The 19,872-nt window shown below is 43.5% G+C and carries 17 protein-coding genes; 5 read left to right on the top strand and 12 right to left on the bottom strand.

Annotated elements, in window-relative coordinates:
• Nucleotides 1-440 precede the first annotated feature (440 nt).
• The 4 genes from RCO84_RS02035 (at nucleotide 441) to RCO84_RS02020 (ending at nucleotide 4,800) form a co-directional block, all read left to right on the top strand.
• Nucleotides 441-1,559: a glycoside hydrolase family 88/105 protein gene (locus RCO84_RS02035; protein WP_317583703.1), complete on the top strand. Its 1,119-nt coding sequence runs from the start codon at nucleotides 441-443 to the stop codon at nucleotides 1,557-1,559.
• 89 nt (nucleotides 1,560-1,648) lie between these two features.
• Complete coding sequence (locus RCO84_RS02030; protein ID WP_317583700.1) at nucleotides 1,649-3,040, top strand: rhamnogalacturonidase; 1,392 nt, start codon at nucleotides 1,649-1,651, stop codon at nucleotides 3,038-3,040.
• A gap of 174 nt (nucleotides 3,041-3,214) precedes the next feature.
• Complete coding sequence (locus tag RCO84_RS02025) at nucleotides 3,215-3,961, top strand: ABC transporter ATP-binding protein (protein ID WP_317583697.1); 747 nt, start codon at nucleotides 3,215-3,217, stop codon at nucleotides 3,959-3,961.
• On the top strand, nucleotides 3,958-4,800 hold the full coding sequence (locus RCO84_RS02020) for a CvfB family protein (protein WP_022121556.1): 843 nt from the start codon (nucleotides 3,958-3,960) through the stop codon (nucleotides 4,798-4,800). Before RCO84_RS02025 ends, RCO84_RS02020 begins: the two co-directional genes overlap by 4 nt.
• A gap of 243 nt (nucleotides 4,801-5,043) precedes the next feature.
• On the opposite strand, the gene RCO84_RS02015 is transcribed toward RCO84_RS02020, so the two are convergent.
• The 3 genes from RCO84_RS02015 to RCO84_RS02005 all read right to left on the bottom strand — a co-directional run bounded on the left by RCO84_RS02015 (nucleotide 5,044) and on the right by RCO84_RS02005 (nucleotide 10,197).
• Nucleotides 5,044-7,614 (bottom strand): DUF262 domain-containing protein, encoded by a 2,571-nt coding sequence (locus RCO84_RS02015; RefSeq protein ID WP_317583695.1) that lies wholly within the window; start codon nucleotides 7,612-7,614, stop codon nucleotides 5,044-5,046.
• Between the two features lie 5 nt (nucleotides 7,615-7,619).
• Entirely contained in the window at nucleotides 7,620-9,593 is a 1,974-nt protein-coding gene (locus RCO84_RS02010; protein WP_317583694.1) for a DUF262 domain-containing protein, read from the bottom strand.
• A 415-nt stretch (nucleotides 9,594-10,008) separates the two neighbouring features.
• Entirely contained in the window at nucleotides 10,009-10,197 is a 189-nt protein-coding gene (locus RCO84_RS02005; RefSeq protein WP_194252559.1) for a hypothetical protein, read from the bottom strand.
• Nucleotides 10,198-10,314: 117 nt separating this feature from the next.
• On the opposite strand from RCO84_RS02005, the gene RCO84_RS02000 reads away from it, so the two are divergent.
• Nucleotides 10,315-11,037 (top strand): glycerophosphodiester phosphodiesterase family protein, encoded by a 723-nt coding sequence (locus RCO84_RS02000; protein ID WP_317583691.1) that lies wholly within the window; start codon nucleotides 10,315-10,317, stop codon nucleotides 11,035-11,037.
• 92 nt (nucleotides 11,038-11,129) lie between these two features.
• Here the strand turns inward: RCO84_RS02000 and RCO84_RS01995 are convergent, their stop codons facing one another.
• The 9 genes from RCO84_RS01995 to RCO84_RS01955 all read right to left on the bottom strand — a co-directional run bounded on the left by RCO84_RS01995 (nucleotide 11,130) and on the right by RCO84_RS01955 (nucleotide 19,801).
• Entirely contained in the window at nucleotides 11,130-12,470 is a 1,341-nt protein-coding gene (locus RCO84_RS01995; protein WP_153086667.1) for an ATP-binding protein, read from the bottom strand.
• A 305-nt stretch (nucleotides 12,471-12,775) separates the two neighbouring features.
• Nucleotides 12,776-14,677: a TlpA family protein disulfide reductase gene (locus tag RCO84_RS01990; protein ID WP_317583689.1), complete on the bottom strand. Its 1,902-nt coding sequence runs from the start codon at nucleotides 14,675-14,677 to the stop codon at nucleotides 12,776-12,778.
• Nucleotides 14,678-14,835: 158 nt separating this feature from the next.
• Nucleotides 14,836-15,117: a hypothetical protein gene (locus tag RCO84_RS01985; protein ID WP_287827868.1), complete on the bottom strand. Its 282-nt coding sequence runs from the start codon at nucleotides 15,115-15,117 to the stop codon at nucleotides 14,836-14,838.
• Between the two features lie 258 nt (nucleotides 15,118-15,375).
• Entirely contained in the window at nucleotides 15,376-15,921 is a 546-nt protein-coding gene (locus RCO84_RS01980) for a 2-oxoacid:acceptor oxidoreductase family protein (RefSeq protein WP_118139378.1), read from the bottom strand.
• Nucleotides 15,922-15,985: 64 nt separating this feature from the next.
• Nucleotides 15,986-16,750: a thiamine pyrophosphate-dependent enzyme gene (locus RCO84_RS01975; protein ID WP_287839707.1), complete on the bottom strand. Its 765-nt coding sequence runs from the start codon at nucleotides 16,748-16,750 to the stop codon at nucleotides 15,986-15,988.
• Complete coding sequence (locus RCO84_RS01970) at nucleotides 16,747-17,829, bottom strand: 3-methyl-2-oxobutanoate dehydrogenase subunit VorB (protein WP_317583685.1); 1,083 nt, start codon at nucleotides 17,827-17,829, stop codon at nucleotides 16,747-16,749. The genes RCO84_RS01975 and RCO84_RS01970 overlap by 4 nt, the downstream gene beginning before the upstream one ends.
• A gap of 3 nt (nucleotides 17,830-17,832) precedes the next feature.
• Nucleotides 17,833-18,063, bottom strand: a complete 231-nt coding sequence (locus RCO84_RS01965) for a 4Fe-4S binding protein (protein WP_006848322.1) — start codon at nucleotides 18,061-18,063, stop codon at nucleotides 17,833-17,835.
• A gap of 69 nt (nucleotides 18,064-18,132) precedes the next feature.
• Entirely contained in the window at nucleotides 18,133-18,312 is a 180-nt protein-coding gene (locus RCO84_RS01960; RefSeq protein WP_117728619.1) for a tetratricopeptide repeat protein, read from the bottom strand.
• Nucleotides 18,313-18,505: 193 nt separating this feature from the next.
• Nucleotides 18,506-19,801 (bottom strand): MATE family efflux transporter, encoded by a 1,296-nt coding sequence (locus RCO84_RS01955; RefSeq protein ID WP_118139376.1) that lies wholly within the window; start codon nucleotides 19,799-19,801, stop codon nucleotides 18,506-18,508.
• Between the last annotated feature and the right edge of the window lie 71 nt (nucleotides 19,802-19,872).

Here is a 19,872-nt window from a genome sequence, read left to right as displayed (position 1 = left end):
TAATTCAAAAAAAGACCCTAGGGTCAAAAATCGAAAAAGCCCTAAAAAAGAATATAATATAAAGATTTAAAATATACCCTTCACCCTTCACCTCGTCACCCCAACACAGTTTCCATATCTTCTTTATCGGAGATATTTTGCTATCTATCGGAGATAATTTCTTATCTATCGGAGTTATCTTTTTATCCTTCGGAGATATTTTCAGAATGATTTCATAGTATTTTCTGTACTTTATTTCCCGAATCCACGCAAATCGCACAAATCGCATAGGTAGGAAACGGAAATGTTGTATCTTTGCAACGTCAATCAGAAGTAACAACGAAATGCAGGATTGCTGAAAAAAACAACATAAAAATTTGGAAGTTAGAATTATTCAGCGTAATTTTGCAGATGAAATAAAACAAGAAACAATTGATAAACTAACATTAATAACAAGACAAATGAAGAAACTGATCTTTTCATCGCTCTTCATGCTTCTGGGTTTGACTTCTGTTTCTGCCCAGACCGCATTGCAAAATGAAATTCTGGAGGTAGCTCATCGCACCAACAACTACTTCATGACGAAGTACAGTGATCCAACCATCGACACTTTCGTGAAGAAAAAGCGTACCAGCAACCTCTGGACCCGCGCCGTGTATTACGAGGGATTGATGGCGCTTTACGAGATTGACCCTCAGCAGCGCTATCTCGACTATACCGACAAGTGGGCGGATTATCACAAGTGGACTGCCCGTGGCAGCGTGAACGATACCGATGCCGACAACCAGTGCTGCCAGCAAACCTACATGGATCGCTACGTTCAGACAGGCGGCAAGAAGGACTTGAGCAAGGTAAAGGAAAACCTAGACCATCAGATGAGCACCAAGCGTGTGAATTATTGGACTTGGATTGACGCCATCCAGATGGCAATGCCTGCCTATGCCAAGATTACTGGCGAGCGCAAGTATCTGGATTATGCAATGAATTCCTATAAATGGAGCCGTGATACCCTGGCTAATGGTCTCTTCAACAAGAAAGAGGGTCTCTGGTGGAGAGACAAGGATTACGTGCCACCTTACAAGGAGAAGGATGGCAGCAACTGCTATTGGAGCCGTGGCAACGGTTGGGTATATGCAGCCCTGGTCCGCGTGATGGAGACTTTGCCAAAGACCGACAAGTACTATCAGTATCTGAAGAAGGATTTCATCTCTATGAGCCAGGCTATTCTGAAATGCCAGCGCAAGGATGGCTACTGGAACGTAAGCCTCGTCTGTCCTGCCAACTATGGCGGTCCTGAGATGACCGGTACAGGTCTCTTCCTCTATGGTATGGCATGGGGTGTTCAGCAGGGCATTCTTCCTAGAGCCACCTATCAGAAGGCGATGGACAAGGCATGGAAGGCTCTTGCCGCATCCGTTCACGAGGATGGTTTCATCGGCTATAACCAAGGCACCGGAAAGGAGCCATCAGCTGGCCAGCCTGTCACCTTCACCTCCGTTCCTGATTTCGAGGACTACGGCACAGGTTGCCTCCTGCTTGGTGCTGCAGAGTATTACAAGCTTTTAAAAGTAAAAAGGTAAAAAAGAACCTCCCCCTTCCGCCACCGTTCCCAGCGATTCCATCGCTGGTCCCCAAGTCTAAGTTTTAAAGCTAAAAAAGAAAACAAATCATGAAGAAATATATCTGGCTGATGGCTTGCCTAGTGGCGTTTTCGCCACTAAGCGCCAACGCCGCAAAGAAACAGAAGAAAGCAAAGAAGGCACAAACCGAACTTTGGCCTGATGGCACAAAGATGGATGCCTGGTTCAGCAACGCCCAGAAGGTGAACGTGGATACCCTGGGCAAGAAATACGTTCTCACCGACTATGGCGTGAAAACGGATAGCACCCTGATTCAGACCAAGGCCATCCAGGCTGTTATCGACCGTGCTGCCCAAGATGGCGGTGGCGTTATCGTGGTGCCTGCCGGAACCTATCAGAGCGGTGCCCTCTTCTTCCGTCCAAAGACTCATCTCTATGTTTCGGAAGGCGGAAAACTGAAAGGTAGCGATCGCATCGCCAACTTCCCAGTGGTAGAAACCCGCATCGAGGGCGAGACCTGCAAATACTTCTCGGCATTCATCAATGCCGACAAATGTGATGGCTTTACCATCGCCGGTCCAGGTACCATCGATGGCAACGGTTATCACTATTGGGAGGAGTTCTGGATTCGTCGCACCTGGAACCGTGAATGCACCAACAAGGATGCACAGCGTCCCCGCCTCGTCTATATCAGCAACTCAAGCAACGTAACCTTGCAGGATGTACATATCCAGAATAGTCCGTTCTGGACCAACCACATCTACCGTTGCGACCATGTCCGCTTCCTGGGCTGCACCATCTTCGCCCCTACCAGTGGCATGCGGGCACCAAGTAGCGATGCCATCGACATCGATGTATGCCACGATGTGCTGGTGGATGGCTGCTACATGAGCGTAAACGATGATGCCATCGCCATCAAGGGCGGTAAGGGAACCTGGGCTGATCAGGCACCGGAGAATGGTCCTGTATATAACGTGCTCATCCAGAACTGTAACTACGGAAGAGTGCACGGCTGCTTAACCCTCGGCAGCGAGAGCGTGAAAGACCGCAACATCGTATTGCGCAACATCAAGGTGGGCAATGCACAGCGCGTACTCTGGCTGAAGATGCGCCCTGATACTCCTCAGCATTACGAGTACGTAACGGTGGATAACATCCAGGGCACCACAGGCAGCTTCCTCGTCATCCGCCCATGGAAGCAGTTCTTCAAACTAGGCGATCGCAAGGACATGCCGCTGAGCCAGTGCAACAACATCACGATGAAGAATATCCAGATGGATTGCGACAACTTCTTCGATATGGGCAAGAGCGAAAAATACCATCTGGTAGATTTCACCTTTGAGAACATCAACTGTACCGACAAGAAGGTGGCATTCGATGCCAGCCTCATCGAGAATACCGTGGCAAAGGAGGTGAATATCACCCCTAGAGAAAAGAGCAACGGATTGAAGACCACCAGTGATGCCGATGGGTTGAAATAGCACCTATATTTTATAGAAAGTAATACAGAATTGAGTACTGAAACGAGCTTTATTTGCAAGAATAAGGCGCGTTTTGTTTTTTTATATCCCTCCTTATTTCTTTTTATCTCTTAAAATTAGGCATTTCCAAATATTTTGCTTAATTTTGCCTGCAAAATAATTTTGAGTAAGAAAATGATTGATATAAAAGGTATAACCAAGAGCTTCGGCTCCCTGCAGGTGCTTAAGGGCATCGACCTGCATATTGACAAGGGCGAGGTGGTAAGTATCGTCGGTCCTAGTGGTGCCGGCAAGACTACACTTCTCCAGATTATCGGTACCCTCGACAAGCCTGATAGTGGCAGCATCATGGTTGATGGCATCGATGCAAGCAGCCTCAGCACCAAGAAACTGAGCGATTTCCGGAACCAGCATCTCGGTTTCGTCTTCCAGTTCCACCAACTTCTCCCTGAGTTCACCGCCCTGGAGAACATCATGATTCCTGCCTTCATTGCAGGCAAGAGCCGAAAAGAAGCCAAGGAGCGTGCCGAGGAGTTACTGGCGTTCATGGGCTTGAGCGATAGAGCCAGTCACAAGCCTGCCGAGTTATCCGGTGGTGAGAAACAGCGTGTAGCCGTGGCGAGAGCTTTGATCAATAATCCTGCCGTCATCCTTGCCGATGAGCCATCAGGAAGTCTCGACACCAAGAACAAGGCTGAGCTTCACCAGCTCTTCTTCGACCTCAGAGACAAGTTCGGTCAGACTTTCGTCATCGTAACTCATGATGAGGGCCTTGCTGCCATCACCGACCGCACCATCCATCTCAAGGATGGAATGATTGAGAAGACAGTGGAAGCTGGAGCTGCTGATAGCCAGGAAGAACCTGCAGAAGTTGCAAAAGCCCCAACAACAGAAGAAAAAACTGAAGATAATATTATATGAGCAAAAAGATAAAACTCGGCGATTACAATCGCCTTCGCATCGTAAAGAAAGTTGATTTCGGTCTGTATCTCGATGGTGGTGACGAGGGAGAAATCCTCCTACCATCCCGCTACGTACCTGAAGACGCAGGCATCGGCGACGAGCTGGATGTCTTTATCTATCTCGACCAGGAAGAGCGCCTCATCGCTACCACCGAAACCCCATTGGCTAAGGTGGGCGACTTCGCCTATCTCGAAGTGAAATGGGTCAACGAATACGGAGCCTTTCTGGGTTGGGGGCTAATGAAGGACATCTTCTGCCCATTCCGCGAGCAGAAGAAACGTATGGTGCTCGGCAACTCCTACATCGTGCATATCCACATCGACGAGGAGAGCTATCGCATCGTTGCCTCTGCCAAGATTGAGCGTTATCTCAACGAAGACCATCCTCACTACAAGCATGGTGACGAGGTGGATCTCCTCATCTGGCAGAAGACCGATCTCGGTTTCAAGGTTATCATCGACAACCAGTATCCGGGTCTCCTCTATCAGGACCAGATCTTCCAGTACATCCATACCGGTGACAAGATGAAGGGCTACATCGGAAGAGTTCGTCCTGACGGAAAGATAGATGTCACCCTGCAGAAGACCGGCATCCAGCAGACAGCCGACTTCGCCGAGACCCTCTACCAGTATCTCCTGGACAACGACGGCGAGTGTAACCTTGGCGACAAGAGCGAAGCCGACGACATCTACGAGCGTTTCCACGTGAGCAAGAAGGTTTACAAGCGTGCCGTGGGCGACCTCTACAAGAAGCGCCTCATCACCGTAAGCCCGATGAGCATCCGACTGGCGGAATAAAGCAGATTAGATGTATATATATATAATAAGGTATATAATCGAGTAGGAGAAAAACTACTTTGTTTTCCTCCTACTCGATTTAATACATTGGATATCACAAACCATGATTTCCTATGTTTAAGGTCGCAAATTGCAACATTAAAGATTTAATATTTTAGACGAAAAAAGCCAAGAAGCTCCTGGCTTCTTGGCTGATGCTTATTTATGTTTTTTCTTGTATTCTTCTATTTCGCGAATTCATTGCTACTTATTGTTTGTTAATTTTTTAACCGCCGATTCTACTTTATCCCAAATCTCCTCTAAACGCTTCTTTATTGGACTATAGTCACTTATTGAAAAGTAATGAAAGCTAGCCATCAGGTTACCATCCATATCGGTATCGAAGTATAAGCAATTTCGCTCATCATCATATATGGTACCTTCAAGTAATAATTTCTCAAGTTCCTTACATTTCTTTTGACTTGGACATTGTATGAATATTCGAATTTCGTGGTAATTCTTGAACCAGCAATTCATAGAATAATCTTCCTTGTCTGATAGTGATGCAAACATAAACAAATCTTCACCTTTATAGTGTCCAGTTTCTTCGAAATCAGACAGATAGGTATGTTTAGTTTCATCTTCCCAATATTCCATGCTAAAATCATCTTTTAGTTTTTGGGCTATGGCATCTCTTTCAGAATCGATTAAATATCTATCATACCATACACGTGGTATAGCTACAGCAATGTGTCCTTTAAACCAACTTATGCAAACGGGTGCTTTTTGAGAAGTCATCCAGTCGTATAGTCTGATGTCTTGGCATAAGATGTTATGAGCAATGGCAAGTTGAAGATCCCAGTTCTCTAAACCATTCAGTGACACAATGTTGCTCTTGATGTACTCTTCTAAAAAGAATGTAATCTCCTCCTTGTTGTTGGCATTCTTAAATGCTGCTATAAGCATCTTTCTTATGATAGGCTCATTAATGAGGAATGTCTTTAAGAACTTTTTAGGTTCACTATCTTCTGTTACATAGCGGTTCTCTAGTTGACCATCCCATTCGTACAAATTGGAGTTGATAGCACGAAGTAGTACATGATTCTTTCGATAATATGGACTGATGCCTTCCTTATCAAACATTTCTTGAATACACTCACAGTTCTTGCAGAATACTTCTATTGGCATTCCTTCTTCATAGAAGAAACAGGTAGTGCCTTTTATGAATGGATTGACTTCTACACTTTGAAACACAGTTAGCCAATCTGGATTCTCTGCAATTCTCTTGGCCTTTTCTATTTCTTCCTGGAATGGACGTGGCCAAGAGCCAATCTCCTTGGAAGCAGCTACTGCCTCAAAGAAACTGTTATTACATTTTGCCCTGGATTTGAGATCATAGAATGTACTTGCTTTGTGCTGATTCGAAGCAACAGCTTTTGTAAAATTAGATAAATTACGTAGTGTGTTGGTTGCTGGTATCAAACTGTCAATATTGGTATTCTCTATGATGTTCCATACGATTCTCATCCATTTTTGGTAAATATCTGCTTCCCAATCCTCATAGCATAGTATAAATTCACAAATGGCTCCAAATACAACCAAGAGCGTTTGTGAAAACGTTGCTGTAGAATCCAGAAAGAAGTTTTCCTCTTTCTCTTTTCCCCAGGCCGGGGTGAGTGATTTGGCAATTTCTTCTTTATGCGAACAAAGTGTATCTAAGACTTTTTCTAAAGCCGTAAAATATTCTGGATGGTTGGTCAAGACTTTCTCATATTCATCAAATCCTAAATATACATTTTCATTTTTTTTGCTTTCTGAAAGTGTATAAAATGAGTAAATGGGAAGTTCTTTGCTTGTCATTTCTTTAGCTGCAACATCACTATCAATCATATATCGATAGGCAAAGAATCTACTGAAAAATCTCATATAGCTTTCATCAGAATTAGATTTGTTTTTATTCCAAAACAAGTCTATCCATTTGGCATCCAGTTTCAGAGAAATACTTTCTTCATGTGAGATTAATTCATTTTGAATGCCACCCTCTAAGTCAACCTTTTCTTCTGTCAATGTTTTACATTTTCTTAAAGCACCTGTAAATTCTGCTTTAAAATTATCAAAGACAGATAGAGGCAGACCACGAGCATTCATCTTCATATATAGTTCTTCTGAAAGATTGTACTGCATTAGGGGGAGTACATAGAATTGCAATCTCTCGGTCTTTTCCAAGAGATTATTATTTTCAGTCTTATTGTATTCCTCGTTCATAGCATCCAGCATGACAAGCATACCTGCAATGGTAGAATCTTTGTCAAAATTATGATAGTACCATCTTGCTCTACGTATGCAAACGCTTGGCTTTTCATCTTCTAAGCTGCATGAATATTGAGCTAAAGATTGGCAAAAAGCAGTAGCTGTAGCTCTAGTCTCATAGGTGAAACTTTTAAGTGCATGGATAATGCTTTCTGCTACTTCCGTATTTTGTCTTTTCTCTTTGTTAAGAAGAAACCAATGAAGAAGGAACAGAGTTGTAAAACGCTGCTGACCATCTAATAGCTCCAAGATATACTCTTTTTGATTTGTAATATCTTCAATATTCTTGATAGAACCATAGATAAAATGAAAGTCCATGATGGCATCATTTTCAGATGTCAAGTATTTAAAAATATCCTTCAAGAAGGAATTTCTTATCTTTGTTTCTGCTTCACCAAGTCTTCCTTGCGCATAGGGTCTCTGTATTCTTGGTATGATAACTTTCGAAATTACTATAGGATCCTCGTCTTTTGCGTATGAAATAGGTTTGCTGAAGATACTTCTGAATGTATATGTCTCACTCATTGTCTTTACTTTTTAATGTTTAGATAATCTTTGAGTTCATCGCAAATGTAGGCTTGATATTTATTCATGTCCTCTTCTCCCCATCGAGAGCGGTTTGTTCCGTTTTCGTCGAAGAGTTTCATGAAGACATAAGTAGTTGTAACTGGAACATAAATGCCAGCTTTCATTCTTTCAATGATTTTACGACGTTTCACTACAAATAAGCTATTACCATATGAACGGTTGGTTTCTGAGTCTAATAGAGTGAGGTTCCCAATATTATTCTTAACCTCCTCTGGTGCATCAGTCCACTCTTTTGCGATTTCTCGTATTTTCTCGATGGCCTTGTCAAGTTCTCCTTCTTCGTAAAGCTCATTTATGAAAGATCTTTCCTCTTCATTCATACTTAAGTCTTCAAGAGCTATGCTAATCCATTCCTTTTTGCTTGATATTTCTTTCAATCCATTAGTTGTGAATGAATCTATATGTTCTATATCCCAACCTTGTTTAGTAAGAACATCAAATGGAAATTTATAGATAGAACTTAACTCGCTTTGGCTCTCAAGTCCTTCTGCTTGCTTATTTAAATGATGGACATTTAAGAGCAAGAGCAAATTAAATATTCGGCTATCACCAAAGCTGAGGTCAATATGTCCCTGTTCCACAGTGATATTTTGTGTCTGATCACAAATTTTTTGTTTAAGCCAATCTTTAAATTCACCCCTGGACTCATTTTCATCCATGTGATTGAAATGATAATAACACTTCGGAAGCAAGTTGCCTTGGTACTGACTGAGCATACCTATAAGGTTATAGGTGATGACATCCTCATACCAATCTTCTATTGTATGGAAGATATTAAGTATTTCATCCCATTCCGTGGTTAATGCTTGAATCAATTCAACATTAGATTTTCCATCAAACTTGTCGTAGAAATAGTTGAACACAAAGTTATTCGTTGCGAGTTTTGTTTCACAGTCTCTTAACAGTGTATCAACTTTTCCATCAAGATTGTCATCGTCTTGATTTAAGACAGAAAGAGTTTCCATCTTATATCTTAGATTAAAGATGAAGTCAATGCGGTTAGGCATATCAATTCCTTTGGCGTTTAAAAAACACCAGAAAGCATCATTTTGGAGCGTATTTTCAATATTTTCCCATTCTAAGGCACGCTGCATTTGAATATGCTCTTGCGATTCCAAGTTCTGTGTTCTGAGAAAGAGAGCTTTTATTAATTCAGCATCTGTTAGATAAATCTTACCTGTATTGATTTCTCTAAACTCTTTAATGGCATCTTTGTCATCTGCAAGTTCATACCATAATACTTGGACTGATCCATACATTGAATATTTATCTTTTTCCGCATTTAATAATGAACGGAATATGTTCAGAATATCGCTCACTTTTGTGCTTAAGTTGTATCTTTGGCACAAACTTTTTGCACCTGTAAGTTCATACTCATCAATGCTTCTTATCCATTTGTCAATAGTTTCATAGGCTTGACTCATGTGGAAAAAATCAATATTATCATTGCATTCATCATCGTTGTTTCCAATATTTGCTAAGAAAACTGAAGACCCTTTTCTTGTGGCATAGGTAAGATGATAGAGTTCTATTTCATCCTCTTTTAAACTTTCAGCAGAAATATTGCACTTCGTAATTAAATACTTGTACAATATATAAAGAGTTGTAAGTCTTTGTTGACCATCTATGATCTCCCATGCTTCTGCATCTTTCTTAGCATCTTTTGGTAGGAATTTTTTCAGTACTTCTTTGTCTGTGATTTTTCTTGCTACTACCGGCTGCAGACAATAGTACTCACCTTCGTTGATACCTTGTATTCGCTTGTTAAAAGTGCTACTTGCATAACATAATAAGTCACTTAGTAGTTGAACCACCTGGATGCTGGTCCATCTATAGCCGCGCTGATATGAAGGGATATAAAAATAATACCCCTTCATAAGTTCTGTTACCGCTTTTCTGTCAATACTATTAACCATAGCTTTGCTATTTTATCTTTTTTAGAACATCCCCAAATTTGGCATAGTTGACCACTACACCATCATCTAAGTCAAAATTAATTTGTGCTTATCCACTTTACATGGTAAGGCTCTGCAAAGATAGTGAAATTTGTTTAGAATCAATACTGATTTACTCGTTTTTTCACTTTTTGGGGGATTTATATTGTAATCTGTGCGAAAATTCTGCATAGAAGTTGTTTCATCTTGTTAATTATGCCAATATCGTATAATTTTAACTGGTATTTGCTTGGCTATGGCCATATCTATAAGTTGCTTTGTCCTTGTACTCATTCCATCCCAAAAAGCAATAAGCACATTAGCTCTTTCTACCATTTTAATGTTTGATATACCAGCAGCACTTCGGCCGAATCTATCCCATTCAGCAAAGTTAGATTCAACTAGGATTTTTAATTCTGCTGGATAGTCTTTTTATCAATTCTGTTGTACCAATGGAAGTTCCTGAGAGTAAGATGACATGATGCGTCTTAAGTTTGTTCTCAAGGTAGAGGCAGCATTTTTCTTTCATCAAATCACAATTGAAGAAACTGCTGCTTCCTGCAATAATAGCTCTATATTTTTCCATACCATTTTTGTAAATATTCCCAGTAACAATTTGGAATGTGTATTCGGTTAGGGCGCCTTTGAAGAAAGCAATGTTTGCATAATAACTTCGGCATCTTTCTGCTTCGTCCTTAGCAGAATGAGCTGGTTTGTCATGTTTGCTGAGTCTGCATTTAGGGGTTGCAGTTCTCTGTTTGATATTATCATTTCTGACAGCGTTACCAGCATTGGAAATGAGGCATTTTTATTTTGCAATTCTTTGCATAGCCTTGTTCTTCCTGACACCGTGGTGGTAAACCAGGACGACGATATCCATGGCATCATCATCGAGAACGCCAAGTATGCCGACATCAAGAATCTGAAGCTTGCCAACGGTGAGCCTATCGCCACGCTGAAGAGTTATCTGGAGGCAGGCAAGAAGCTTGCTCCCATGCAGCTGATTCTGGAAATCATGGCACATCAGACTCCTGAGCGTGAAGACAGATGCGTAAAGGCTTGCCTTGATTTAGTAAAGGCAACCGGCATGGAGAAGCAGGTGGATTACATCTCCTTCAGCATGCATGCCTGCGAGGAACTCGTGAAGCTGAACCCACAAGCCCGGGTTTACAATCTGGGCAGCGACGTGGCTCCCAAAGTCATCAAGCAGAAAGGCTTTGCCGGCATCGACTACTATGGTGGTGCCCTCCTCAAAAATCCGAACTGGATTAAAGAGAGTCACGACCTGGGCATGAAGGTGAATGTATGGACCATCGACCAGATGAAGGAGATTCAGAAATGCGTAGATTCCGGCGTTGACTTCATAACCACCAACAAGCTAGAAGAAGCTAAGAAGATTGCCGAAGGCAAGCTCAACTTCAAGTAAAGAATAAAAGGAAAAAATAGAATATGAATTGAGAATTCAGCAAATAGCCAAGATGCTTATTTGCTGAATTCTTTTGTTTTTGTATCTACCCTTTATTCTTCGACAACAGCATCCAATACGCTCCGCAAATTACCTATCAGATAAAACGGAAGATTGATCAACGTAAACTCCTTGCCATGAATGGTCTTGACCTTATCTATAGAATAAGGCTTTGACCAGATACGGATGGCTATGTTTACATCAGAACTATCCATAAACACCTGAAGTGAACGGAGATGGGCATTCGTTCCGCTCTTTACCTCTATCGGATAAAGCTTGGAGTTATGAGAAAAAATGAAATCAACCTCTGCACCGTTATTCGGCTTTGCCCAAAACGAGCGATGCTGTCCCACCCTATCTTCCAAAGCCAATAACTCCTGAGCCGTAATTTGTTCTGCAATATGCCCACGCCAACTGTCCACCATATCGGTAGAGCCAATGATTTCCTTTCTGATTCCCGCCTGATAGTTCACCAATCCCGTATCAAACCAGATGAGTTTTGGCATTCGCTTGGTCTCAGGGATAATCGGCAACTGGGTAGAAGATACAGGGTAAATCAACTCCAAGAGCATAGCCTTCTCCAGCAATCTAAAAGCCTCGCCCACCTCTCTTGACTTATAGCCAGAATTGGCAAAGTTGCCTAACGTAATGGTCTCACCCGAAAAAGCCCAACCATAGGAGAGGATGAATCTCACCACGTCAGTCAACTTATTGCCTCTGACGTATTTCTCAGAATCATCCTTATAGGCTTGCACCAGAGTTTCATAAACATCTTCGATACCAATGACATCTTGGGTTTCAGCATACTGCTGCACTGCTTCAGGCATCCCTCCCACAATGGTATATTGATTGAAAAGATGCATCAACTGTTCATGGAAGGCAACCGTATACTCAGCCTTCTGCGAGAGTACGGCAAGCAGATTATTCTTGCCGATAGCCCCCAGGAACTCCGAAAACGAACAAGGTCGCAAAGCCAGATACTGTACTCTTCCCACAGGGAAACTGACTTTAACATCCACCAGATTCTCCAACAGACTGCCAGCAGCAATAACATACAAATCTGGTCTCTGTTCATAGAAATACCTGAGTAGTGCTATGGTTTTAGGAGAATTCTGTATCTCGTCGATAAAAAGAAGTGTAGTTCCTTCTTTCTTAACCTTACCGACACTGGCATACAGCATATTCACCAGGTCGTCTAAAGGAATCTCCATTTCAAACAACTTGGCATTCTCATTTCTTTCCAGATTGAAATATAGATAATTATCAAACTGAGAGCCAAACTCATTGACCACAGTTGTCTTGCCAACCTGTCGAGCTCCTCTCAGGATAAGAGGCTTATGCTTTTTGTCTTGCTTCCAAGCCTCCAATTTACTGATGATATTTCGTCTAAACATACGCATTTGTTTCAAATCAGGGGCAAAGATACTACTTTCTTGTCGCAAATCAGCGGCAACAGCGTTAAAGTTTGTTGCAAATCAGGGGCAAGGACAAAAAAGAGACCTATTCTATGTATTAGACATTTTCACGTTTATCAAGCAAAAAGCTGATAAACTCATCAGAGATATTAGAGATTTCTCCTTTATCATAGATTGTCAACAAATCAATGATAATGAATTCTTTCGATCTGTACGGTTGAAACAGCCTGAAAGGGCAATTTCAACCATACATAAACGGTATCTCAACTGTTCTGGACCGAATGTTAACGCATGGCAGACACCAGTTGCTCCCTTAACGTTTCCACTCCAGGAAAGCTTGTCTTCTGATAGGTTATCTTTCCTTCCTTATTTACAACAAAATAGGTAGGAATGCCCGAGAACTTATGAATTTCGGCAAGAGCAGCAGCCTGTTCTTTGGTCAAGCGCACATGCACGCCACTTATTGTCTTTATCATCTCGCCCCATTTATCTACAGGCGATGAGGCATCAGCTATATAGACATACACCACATCATGAAGTTGTTCTTTCAAAGGACGAATGGCCGACATTGCTGCCCTGCATGGCACGCACCACGTGTTCCAGAAATCGATGAGCACAGCTTTACCTTTATACTTATCTGTTATCGTGGGCAATATCTGCTGGGCAGACATCTTAGGGTCTATGTCAATAATTGATAAGTATAAAGAAGAGATATTGGCCGTCTTTTTAATCTCTTCCATTTTTTTGTTGGCAGCTGACAGTTGCGACTTTAAATCATCGCTATTGGCAAGAATTAATTCGCGCACCATATCGTTGGCTATACTGTCATGAGCCACCGCTATCTGCTGTTCGGTAAGAGGACATTTGCGGTTGAACGAACGGCTTAGACGCTTACCAATAGCGATATCGTCCAACAAAGGGTCGGCAGACATATATTGACGGCGAAGAGCTGACGTGAAGTCGGATAGATAATGATAGTAACGCTGATCCTTTGAACGAAGCACGGATAGTTGCTCCAGAGGCTTGAAATAAGACAGGGTGTCGATACGCATGTCGGCACGTGGCACACCTCTCTTACCTGTTATCATTGGAGCCATAGATATATTGTTCTTAAAGCCAAACAGAGCCGATGCATAATTCATAGACAGGATATTCTGCGCCAATGTTCGGGTGGCGGAGCCAATAGCTGCATTGGAATTGATGGCAGCCGATAGTCGTTCATAATTCTGCTGCACATAATCGCGATATTGCAATGGAGTCATTCCGCAGATATCATCAAAGAAAGTATCGCCATATACATCAAGCATAGTCTTTACGCTCTGCAATTCGGTATCTACGGCAGCGTGTTTGCCTTCAAACCATACAAATTTCTTTACTTCAGAATCATTTGCAAAAAGGTGTGTAGCGGCAAGGGTAAGTGTTGGTAGGTCGATGGTCACGGTTGTCGTGTCATTAGGTACGGCAAGAAATGGTATCTCCATTCTGTTTACACGTATAGTTGCTACAGTTGGCAATATCGCATTGGCGCTGACTCGACAAGTGCCATCTACGCCGATAGAGTCATGAGCGAATGGCATGTGTTGTGGCGAGAACCAATTATCAACTATAATATCGAGCGTGGTCTTGTATTCTGGTTTATATTCAAGCAGGCGCACGGCTACAACAGTCTTGCCAAGATTAAGGTCGGTTGCTGGTAACTTGCTGTTCTTATCAGGTGCTTGTTGCAGCAAGTGTTGCGGAATGTCGGCCTGTGGACGCTTGCCATCGAGACGCACTCCATAAATATTCCAGCCGGAATTGTCGGCTATTTCACGAAAGTCAAACTCTGTTGTAGTCTCTGGCATTGGTTTAAAGCGCAATGTGGCTGCAACATATCCACATATGGGCACTTTCACGAATACCCCTTTAGGCAATTGCTTGCTGCCAATATAGTCATATTTTACTCCATTTGCCATAATAGAAGCATGTGAATCTATGCCCACCTCTCCACTGGCCTGATATATTTTCACGTCAAGAAATGTAGCTTTCTTATCGAGCGTAACACGCTCAATCTCTAATTTGTGATTGTTTGAGCCTAAGAAGTAAGGACGCTCAACAACTCGCTTGGCTTGCGCTGTAGTGGCAACAAGCAGCATCAGAAAGACAACAATCGTCTCCAATCTTTTGATAATCTTATGTTGTACCATATTTTACAATTAAACGTTTGCAATTATTTCTATTTTGCACTATCCGGCATCGATTTTAATTCTTGGCTGGTCATCTGTACATAGATTGAAACAGCCTGAAAGGGCAATTTCAACCATACAGGTCGAATTCTTTTTCCGTATAAATTTTAACCTTCATACTACGCCTCCTCTTCCCGAAGTCTTCTCAACAAATCACGAGCATCCATCGGCTTAGTCCCATTCTTCTTATGGGCTTCCAGTTCATCAAGAGCACGGTTGAGGCTTTCTGCCACGTAGGCTTCCTGCTCTGCCTGACTCATATAAGTTTCCTGGTAACAGTTTCCTGATTTGGAGATAGAACTAGCTAATTTTTCTGCATAGTCTTTGAGCTTGGCGACAAATTCGTCAAGCGTATATTGACCTGTAGAAGGTACTTGAAACTGAATATTAATCGTTTCCATCTTATTCCTTTCTTTTAAATTAACGCCACAAAATTAAAGAAAAGAATTGGAAATGCCAAGGAAAAGAACAACTTTCTTTAGTATAAGATATGAAAAACATTCAACAACAGTTTTTGAATGTAGCAAACTACATGATGCAAATTAAATATATAATCTGCAAGATGCATCATTTTTTCCTTTTCAACCCAGCCTAATAAAACAAGGGAGCGAACTGCATCGCAACGCAGCCCGCTCCCTTATCTATAATGATGATTGAATTTAATCTACCTTTTCGATAATCTTCATTCCCTCTTCCACTGCCTGCATGTTCAGCGGAATCAAACCATGATGGCGCTCTGGCAATGACTTGTAAAGCGCCTTGGTCAAACCATCGGTGCTCACAACAGGACAAACCTTCAGCAGACCGCCCAAAACAATCATATTGAACACCTTGGAGTTTTTCATCTCGGCAGCCTTGTCCATCGCATCAATGCGATAAATGGTGATGTCCTTGCGCTGTGGAGGATTCATCACACCATAGCCATCATAAATCAGGATGCCGCCTGGTTTAATCTTCGGCTCAAACTTGTCGAGCGATGGCTGGTTGAGCACGATGGCTACATCATAATGGCTCAGGATAGGCGAAGAGATGCGACTGTCGCTCACAATGACCGTTACATTGGCTGTACCGCCACGCTGCTCTGGTCCGTAAGCAGGCATCCAGGTTACCTCCTTATCCTCCATCAGTCCTGAATAAGCCAGAATCTTTCCCATAGAGAGAACGCCCTGACCGCCAAAACCGGATATAATGATTTCTGTCTTCATTGTTCTATTATTATATTAGAAGAGCAAATCGTTCTTCCTTCGTTATTCACTCTTAGTTCTTCACTTACATTCCCGTTGTATCCTTCAGGTCACCCTTAGGATACTGCTTAAACATGTTATCTTCCATCCACTTGTTAGCCTCAACAGGTGAGAGTTTCCAACCGCTGTTGCAGGTAGAAACAATCTCTACCAGGCTGGAGCCCTTGCCCTGCATGCTTGCCTCGAACGCCTTGCGGATAGCCTTCTTTGCCTTCTTGATGCTTGACACGGTCTCCACACTCTGGCGGGTTACATAACAAGTACCCTGCAGATGACTTGCCAACTCGGTAATATTGAGTGGATAACCATGAAGATCAGCCTCTCTACCATAAGGACAGGTAGCAGTCTTCTGACCCAACAGGGTGGTTGGCGCCATCTGTCCGCCGGTCATACCATAGATGGCATTATTGATGAAGATGATGGCGATATGCTCACCACGGTTCAGGGCGTGGATAGTTTCGCAGGTACCAATGCAAGCCAGGTCGCCATCGCCCTGATAAGTGAAGACAAGACGATCAGGCCACAAGCGCTTGATACCCGTAGCTACAGCAGGTGCACGACCATGAGCAGCCTCCTGCCAGTCAATATCCAAATAGCGATAAGCAAAGACAGCGCAGCCCACCGGACATACGCCTACCGTCTTATCCTCCATGCCCATCTCCTCTACAACCTCGGCAACGAGCTTATGAACTACGCCATGCGAACACCCCGGGCAATAATGCATCGGGGTATCGTTCATCAGTGTAGGCTTCTTATATACCAGATTCTCTGGTGAAATTATATCATTCATTTTATTAACTTCTTTAATGCTTCAACGATTTCCTCCGGCTCCGGTACAATACCGCCCAGACGACCAAAGTGCTCCACAGGAGTCTGACCATTCACAGCCAGTCGCACATCCTGAACCATCTGACCGGCATTGATTTCTACAACCAGAATGCCCTTCTTGGTCTTGGCGAGTTCATGAATCTCCTTTTCAGGGAAAGGCCAGAGGGTGATAGGACGGAACAATCCTACCTTGATGCCCTGCTCACGCGCATTCTCGATGCTCTTCTCGGCAATACGTGCCGCACTACCGAAGGCTACGATAACATAGTCGGCATCATCCATCTGCTCGGTTTCATAACGAACCTCGGTTTCACGGATTTTTCTGTATTTCTCCTGAAGAGCAATATTGCGCTCCTCCATCACCTCAGGCTTGAGTTCCAGAGAGGTCATGATGTTGACTGGACGACTCTTCGGACGGCCGATGGTAGCCCAAGGACATTCCTTTGCAATCTCCTTCTCGGTACGTCGAGGCTTGACAGGAGGCAGAACCACCTTCTCCATCATCTGACCAATGACACCATCGCTCAGAATCATCGCAGGATTACGATACTTAAAGGCAAGCGTAAAGGCGAGATCAACGAAATCAGCCATCTCCTGAACAGAAGCAGGAGCCAGCACGATAACATTATAGTCGCCGTTACCACCACCGCGGGTAGCCTGGAAATAATCACTCTGGGATGGCTGGATGGTACCCAGACCCGGACCGCCACGTTGCACATTGACGATAACGCCCGGAATCTCAGCACCTGCCATGTAAGAGATACCCTCTTGCATCAAAGCCACACCCGGACTTGAAGAAGTGGTAATGACACGCTTACCGGCACCGGCGCCACCATAAACCATGTTGATAGCCGCCACCTCACTCTCAGCCTGCAGAACCACCATACCTGATGTTTCCCATGGCTTGAGCAGAGCCAGCGTCTCTATAATCTCACTTTGAGGTGTGATAGGATAGCCGAAGAAGCCATCCGCACCACATCTGATACAGGCATGGGCTATCGCCTCATTGCCTTTCATTAATGTAACTTCCTGATTTGCCATTATTTAGTCCTCCTTCTTACGATAAACAGTGATACAGCCGTCCGGACACACGATGGCGCACGAAGTGCAACCAACACACGCATCAGGTACAGCTGCCTCTACATAACGGTAACCATGCACATTGACTTTTTTCTCTGCCAATGCGATGACATGCTGAGGACAAGCCTCCACACAGAGCGAGCATCCCTTGCAACGCCCGGTGTCGACTACAATAGCCCCTTTAATCTTACTCATATTCTAATTTCTTACTAATTATCTTTACTCTTGGAGTAAACAAAGCTCCTGCTGTCCACCTGTCGGTTGTTATGGATTGTAGTAGTCTTTGCAATAGAAGCTCATGATATCATCCAGCATCTCCTTGGCTGCTACGGCAGGGCTCTCCGGATCGAGGGCAATGGCCTCCATATAGCAGTCGAGGGCACGCTTAAAGTCACCCTGCTTTCGCCAGGCATTACCTTGCTGAAAATATTCTTCTGCTGTCATTTACTCTTTTCTTTTTAAGTTTTGCTCTGCGAAATTACTAATTTTCGGCTAAGAAAAAGAATATAAGCCTAAGATTTAAACTATATTAATGTAGTTTTTCACAAAAATGCGCACACTACAATTCAGTGTGCAATTTTTATGAAAGATGTACATTATTTCTACTAATATATTCCATAAAAACATAATTCGTCATTTACCGCAGTTTTTTACGGTAAATGACGAACAGTACGAGTCCCCTTAACAAGAGGTAGAGAATGAAGGCCAACCACAGGGCATGATTGCCCAGAAAAGGATGCAAGCCGAAGAACAGACCGAAGAACGAAGCCGAGGCTACGGCGGTAGAACTGAGCATCGACTTAGACTGGGTGATGCCTACAAAGATGCCATCGAAGACGAATGCCGACATGCCAGACAGCGGAATCAGCACAGCCCACCAGAAATATTCGCCCGATGCAGCTATCACCTGCTTATCGCTCGTGAGCAAAGAGAGGAAATTCTCGCCACCCACTATATATAATAAGGTGAAACCTACTGCCACGACAGCTCCAAAGCCCATCGTTCTCCTAACCACCTCGCGGAATGCCCCCATGTTTCGGGCTCCGTAATACTTGCCGCTCAACGCCTCTGCCGCATAGGCAAAACCATCCATAAAATAAGAGAAGATGGTAAAGAGCGTCATCAGCAGCGTATTCACAGCCAGCACGATGGTACTCTCCCTGGAACCTGCCGCCGTAAAGAAGAGGTTGACCGCCACCAGACAGAGGGTGCGGAGAAAGATATCCTTATTGAGCGAGAAAAACTGCTTCAGCGGTTCGGCAGCAAAGAGATGCCGGCGATAGTCATACTTGCTTAACCGGCGATAACAGATACGATAGAACAAACATGCCATCAGGAATCCCCACCATTGGGCAATGACCGTTCCGAGCGCCACGCCTTCTACCGTCATACCGCCGACAAAGACCAGCAGCAGAGAGGCTATGATGTTCACCACATTCTGCGTCAGCGATACCATCATCGGAATGCGCGTGTTCTGCATACCGATAAACCAGCCCGTAAATCCGTAGAGTCCGAGCACTGCCGGGGCTCCCCAGATACAGACATAACAGTATCTCCGTGCCAGTTCCACGACATCCGCTTCCGGCGACATCGCCCAGAGTCCGCAGCCTATCAGCCATTTCTGGAGAACGAAGAACAGCACTCCTATCCCCACACCGATACTCAGAGAGCGCACCAGGAGCCTCAGCACCTCAGCCAAATCTCTCCTTCCCAAAGCCTGCGAAGTCATTCCGCTGGTTCCCATTCTCAGGAATCCGAAAAGCCAGTAGATGACATTGAAGAGCATCGACCCCACGGCAATGGCTCCGATGTAAGCCGCATCGCCGATATGCCCGACGATAGCGACATCAACCAAACCCAAAAGCGGCACCGTGATATTGGATATTATCGACGGCACCGCTAATTGTAATATTCGTTTATTCACCTTTTTCAATTCTTAAACCTCATTTAGTTTTACCGGCATATGACCTTCAAGCTGTAATCACCTCTTTTAGAATTTAAAAA

Origin of the sequence: Segatella copri, assembly GCF_949820605.1 — a bacterium.
Taxonomy (GTDB): domain Bacteria; phylum Bacteroidota; class Bacteroidia; order Bacteroidales; family Bacteroidaceae; genus Prevotella.
The sequence above is the reverse complement of the archived record's forward strand: the minus strand, read 5'-3'. Positions and strand labels throughout refer to the sequence as shown.

What these genes read in the sequence shown, in the direction of transcription:
- RCO84_RS02035 (WP_317583703.1), top strand. Translation starts at nt 441, where the DNA reads ATGAAGAAACTGATCTTTTCATCGCTCTTCATGCTTCTGGGTTTGACT.
- RCO84_RS02030 (WP_317583700.1), top strand. Translation starts at nt 1,649, where the DNA reads ATGAAGAAATATATCTGGCTGATGGCTTGCCTAGTGGCGTTTTCGCCA.
- RCO84_RS02025 (WP_317583697.1), top strand. Translation starts at nt 3,215, where the DNA reads ATGATTGATATAAAAGGTATAACCAAGAGCTTCGGCTCCCTGCAGGTG.
- RCO84_RS02020 (WP_022121556.1), top strand. Translation starts at nt 3,958, where the DNA reads ATGAGCAAAAAGATAAAACTCGGCGATTACAATCGCCTTCGCATCGTA.
- RCO84_RS02015 (WP_317583695.1), bottom strand. Translation starts at nt 7,614, where the DNA reads ATGAGTGAGACATATACATTCAGAAGTATCTTCAGCAAACCTATTTCA.
- RCO84_RS02010 (WP_317583694.1), bottom strand. Translation starts at nt 9,593, where the DNA reads ATGGTTAATAGTATTGACAGAAAAGCGGTAACAGAACTTATGAAGGGG.
- RCO84_RS02005 (WP_194252559.1), bottom strand. Translation starts at nt 10,197, where the DNA reads ATGGAAAAATATAGAGCTATTATTGCAGGAAGCAGCAGTTTCTTCAAT.
- RCO84_RS02000 (WP_317583691.1), top strand. Translation starts at nt 10,315, where the DNA reads ATGAGCTGGTTTGTCATGTTTGCTGAGTCTGCATTTAGGGGTTGCAGT.
- RCO84_RS01995 (WP_153086667.1), bottom strand. Translation starts at nt 12,470, where the DNA reads ATGTTTAGACGAAATATCATCAGTAAATTGGAGGCTTGGAAGCAAGAC.
- RCO84_RS01990 (WP_317583689.1), bottom strand. Translation starts at nt 14,677, where the DNA reads ATGGTACAACATAAGATTATCAAAAGATTGGAGACGATTGTTGTCTTT.
- RCO84_RS01985 (WP_287827868.1), bottom strand. Translation starts at nt 15,117, where the DNA reads ATGGAAACGATTAATATTCAGTTTCAAGTACCTTCTACAGGTCAATAT.
- RCO84_RS01980 (WP_118139378.1), bottom strand. Translation starts at nt 15,921, where the DNA reads ATGAAGACAGAAATCATTATATCCGGTTTTGGCGGTCAGGGCGTTCTC.
- RCO84_RS01975 (WP_287839707.1), bottom strand. Translation starts at nt 16,750, where the DNA reads ATGAATGATATAATTTCACCAGAGAATCTGGTATATAAGAAGCCTACA.
- RCO84_RS01970 (WP_317583685.1), bottom strand. Translation starts at nt 17,829, where the DNA reads ATGGCAAATCAGGAAGTTACATTAATGAAAGGCAATGAGGCGATAGCC.
- RCO84_RS01965 (WP_006848322.1), bottom strand. Translation starts at nt 18,063, where the DNA reads ATGAGTAAGATTAAAGGGGCTATTGTAGTCGACACCGGGCGTTGCAAG.
- RCO84_RS01960 (WP_117728619.1), bottom strand. Translation starts at nt 18,312, where the DNA reads ATGACAGCAGAAGAATATTTTCAGCAAGGTAATGCCTGGCGAAAGCAG.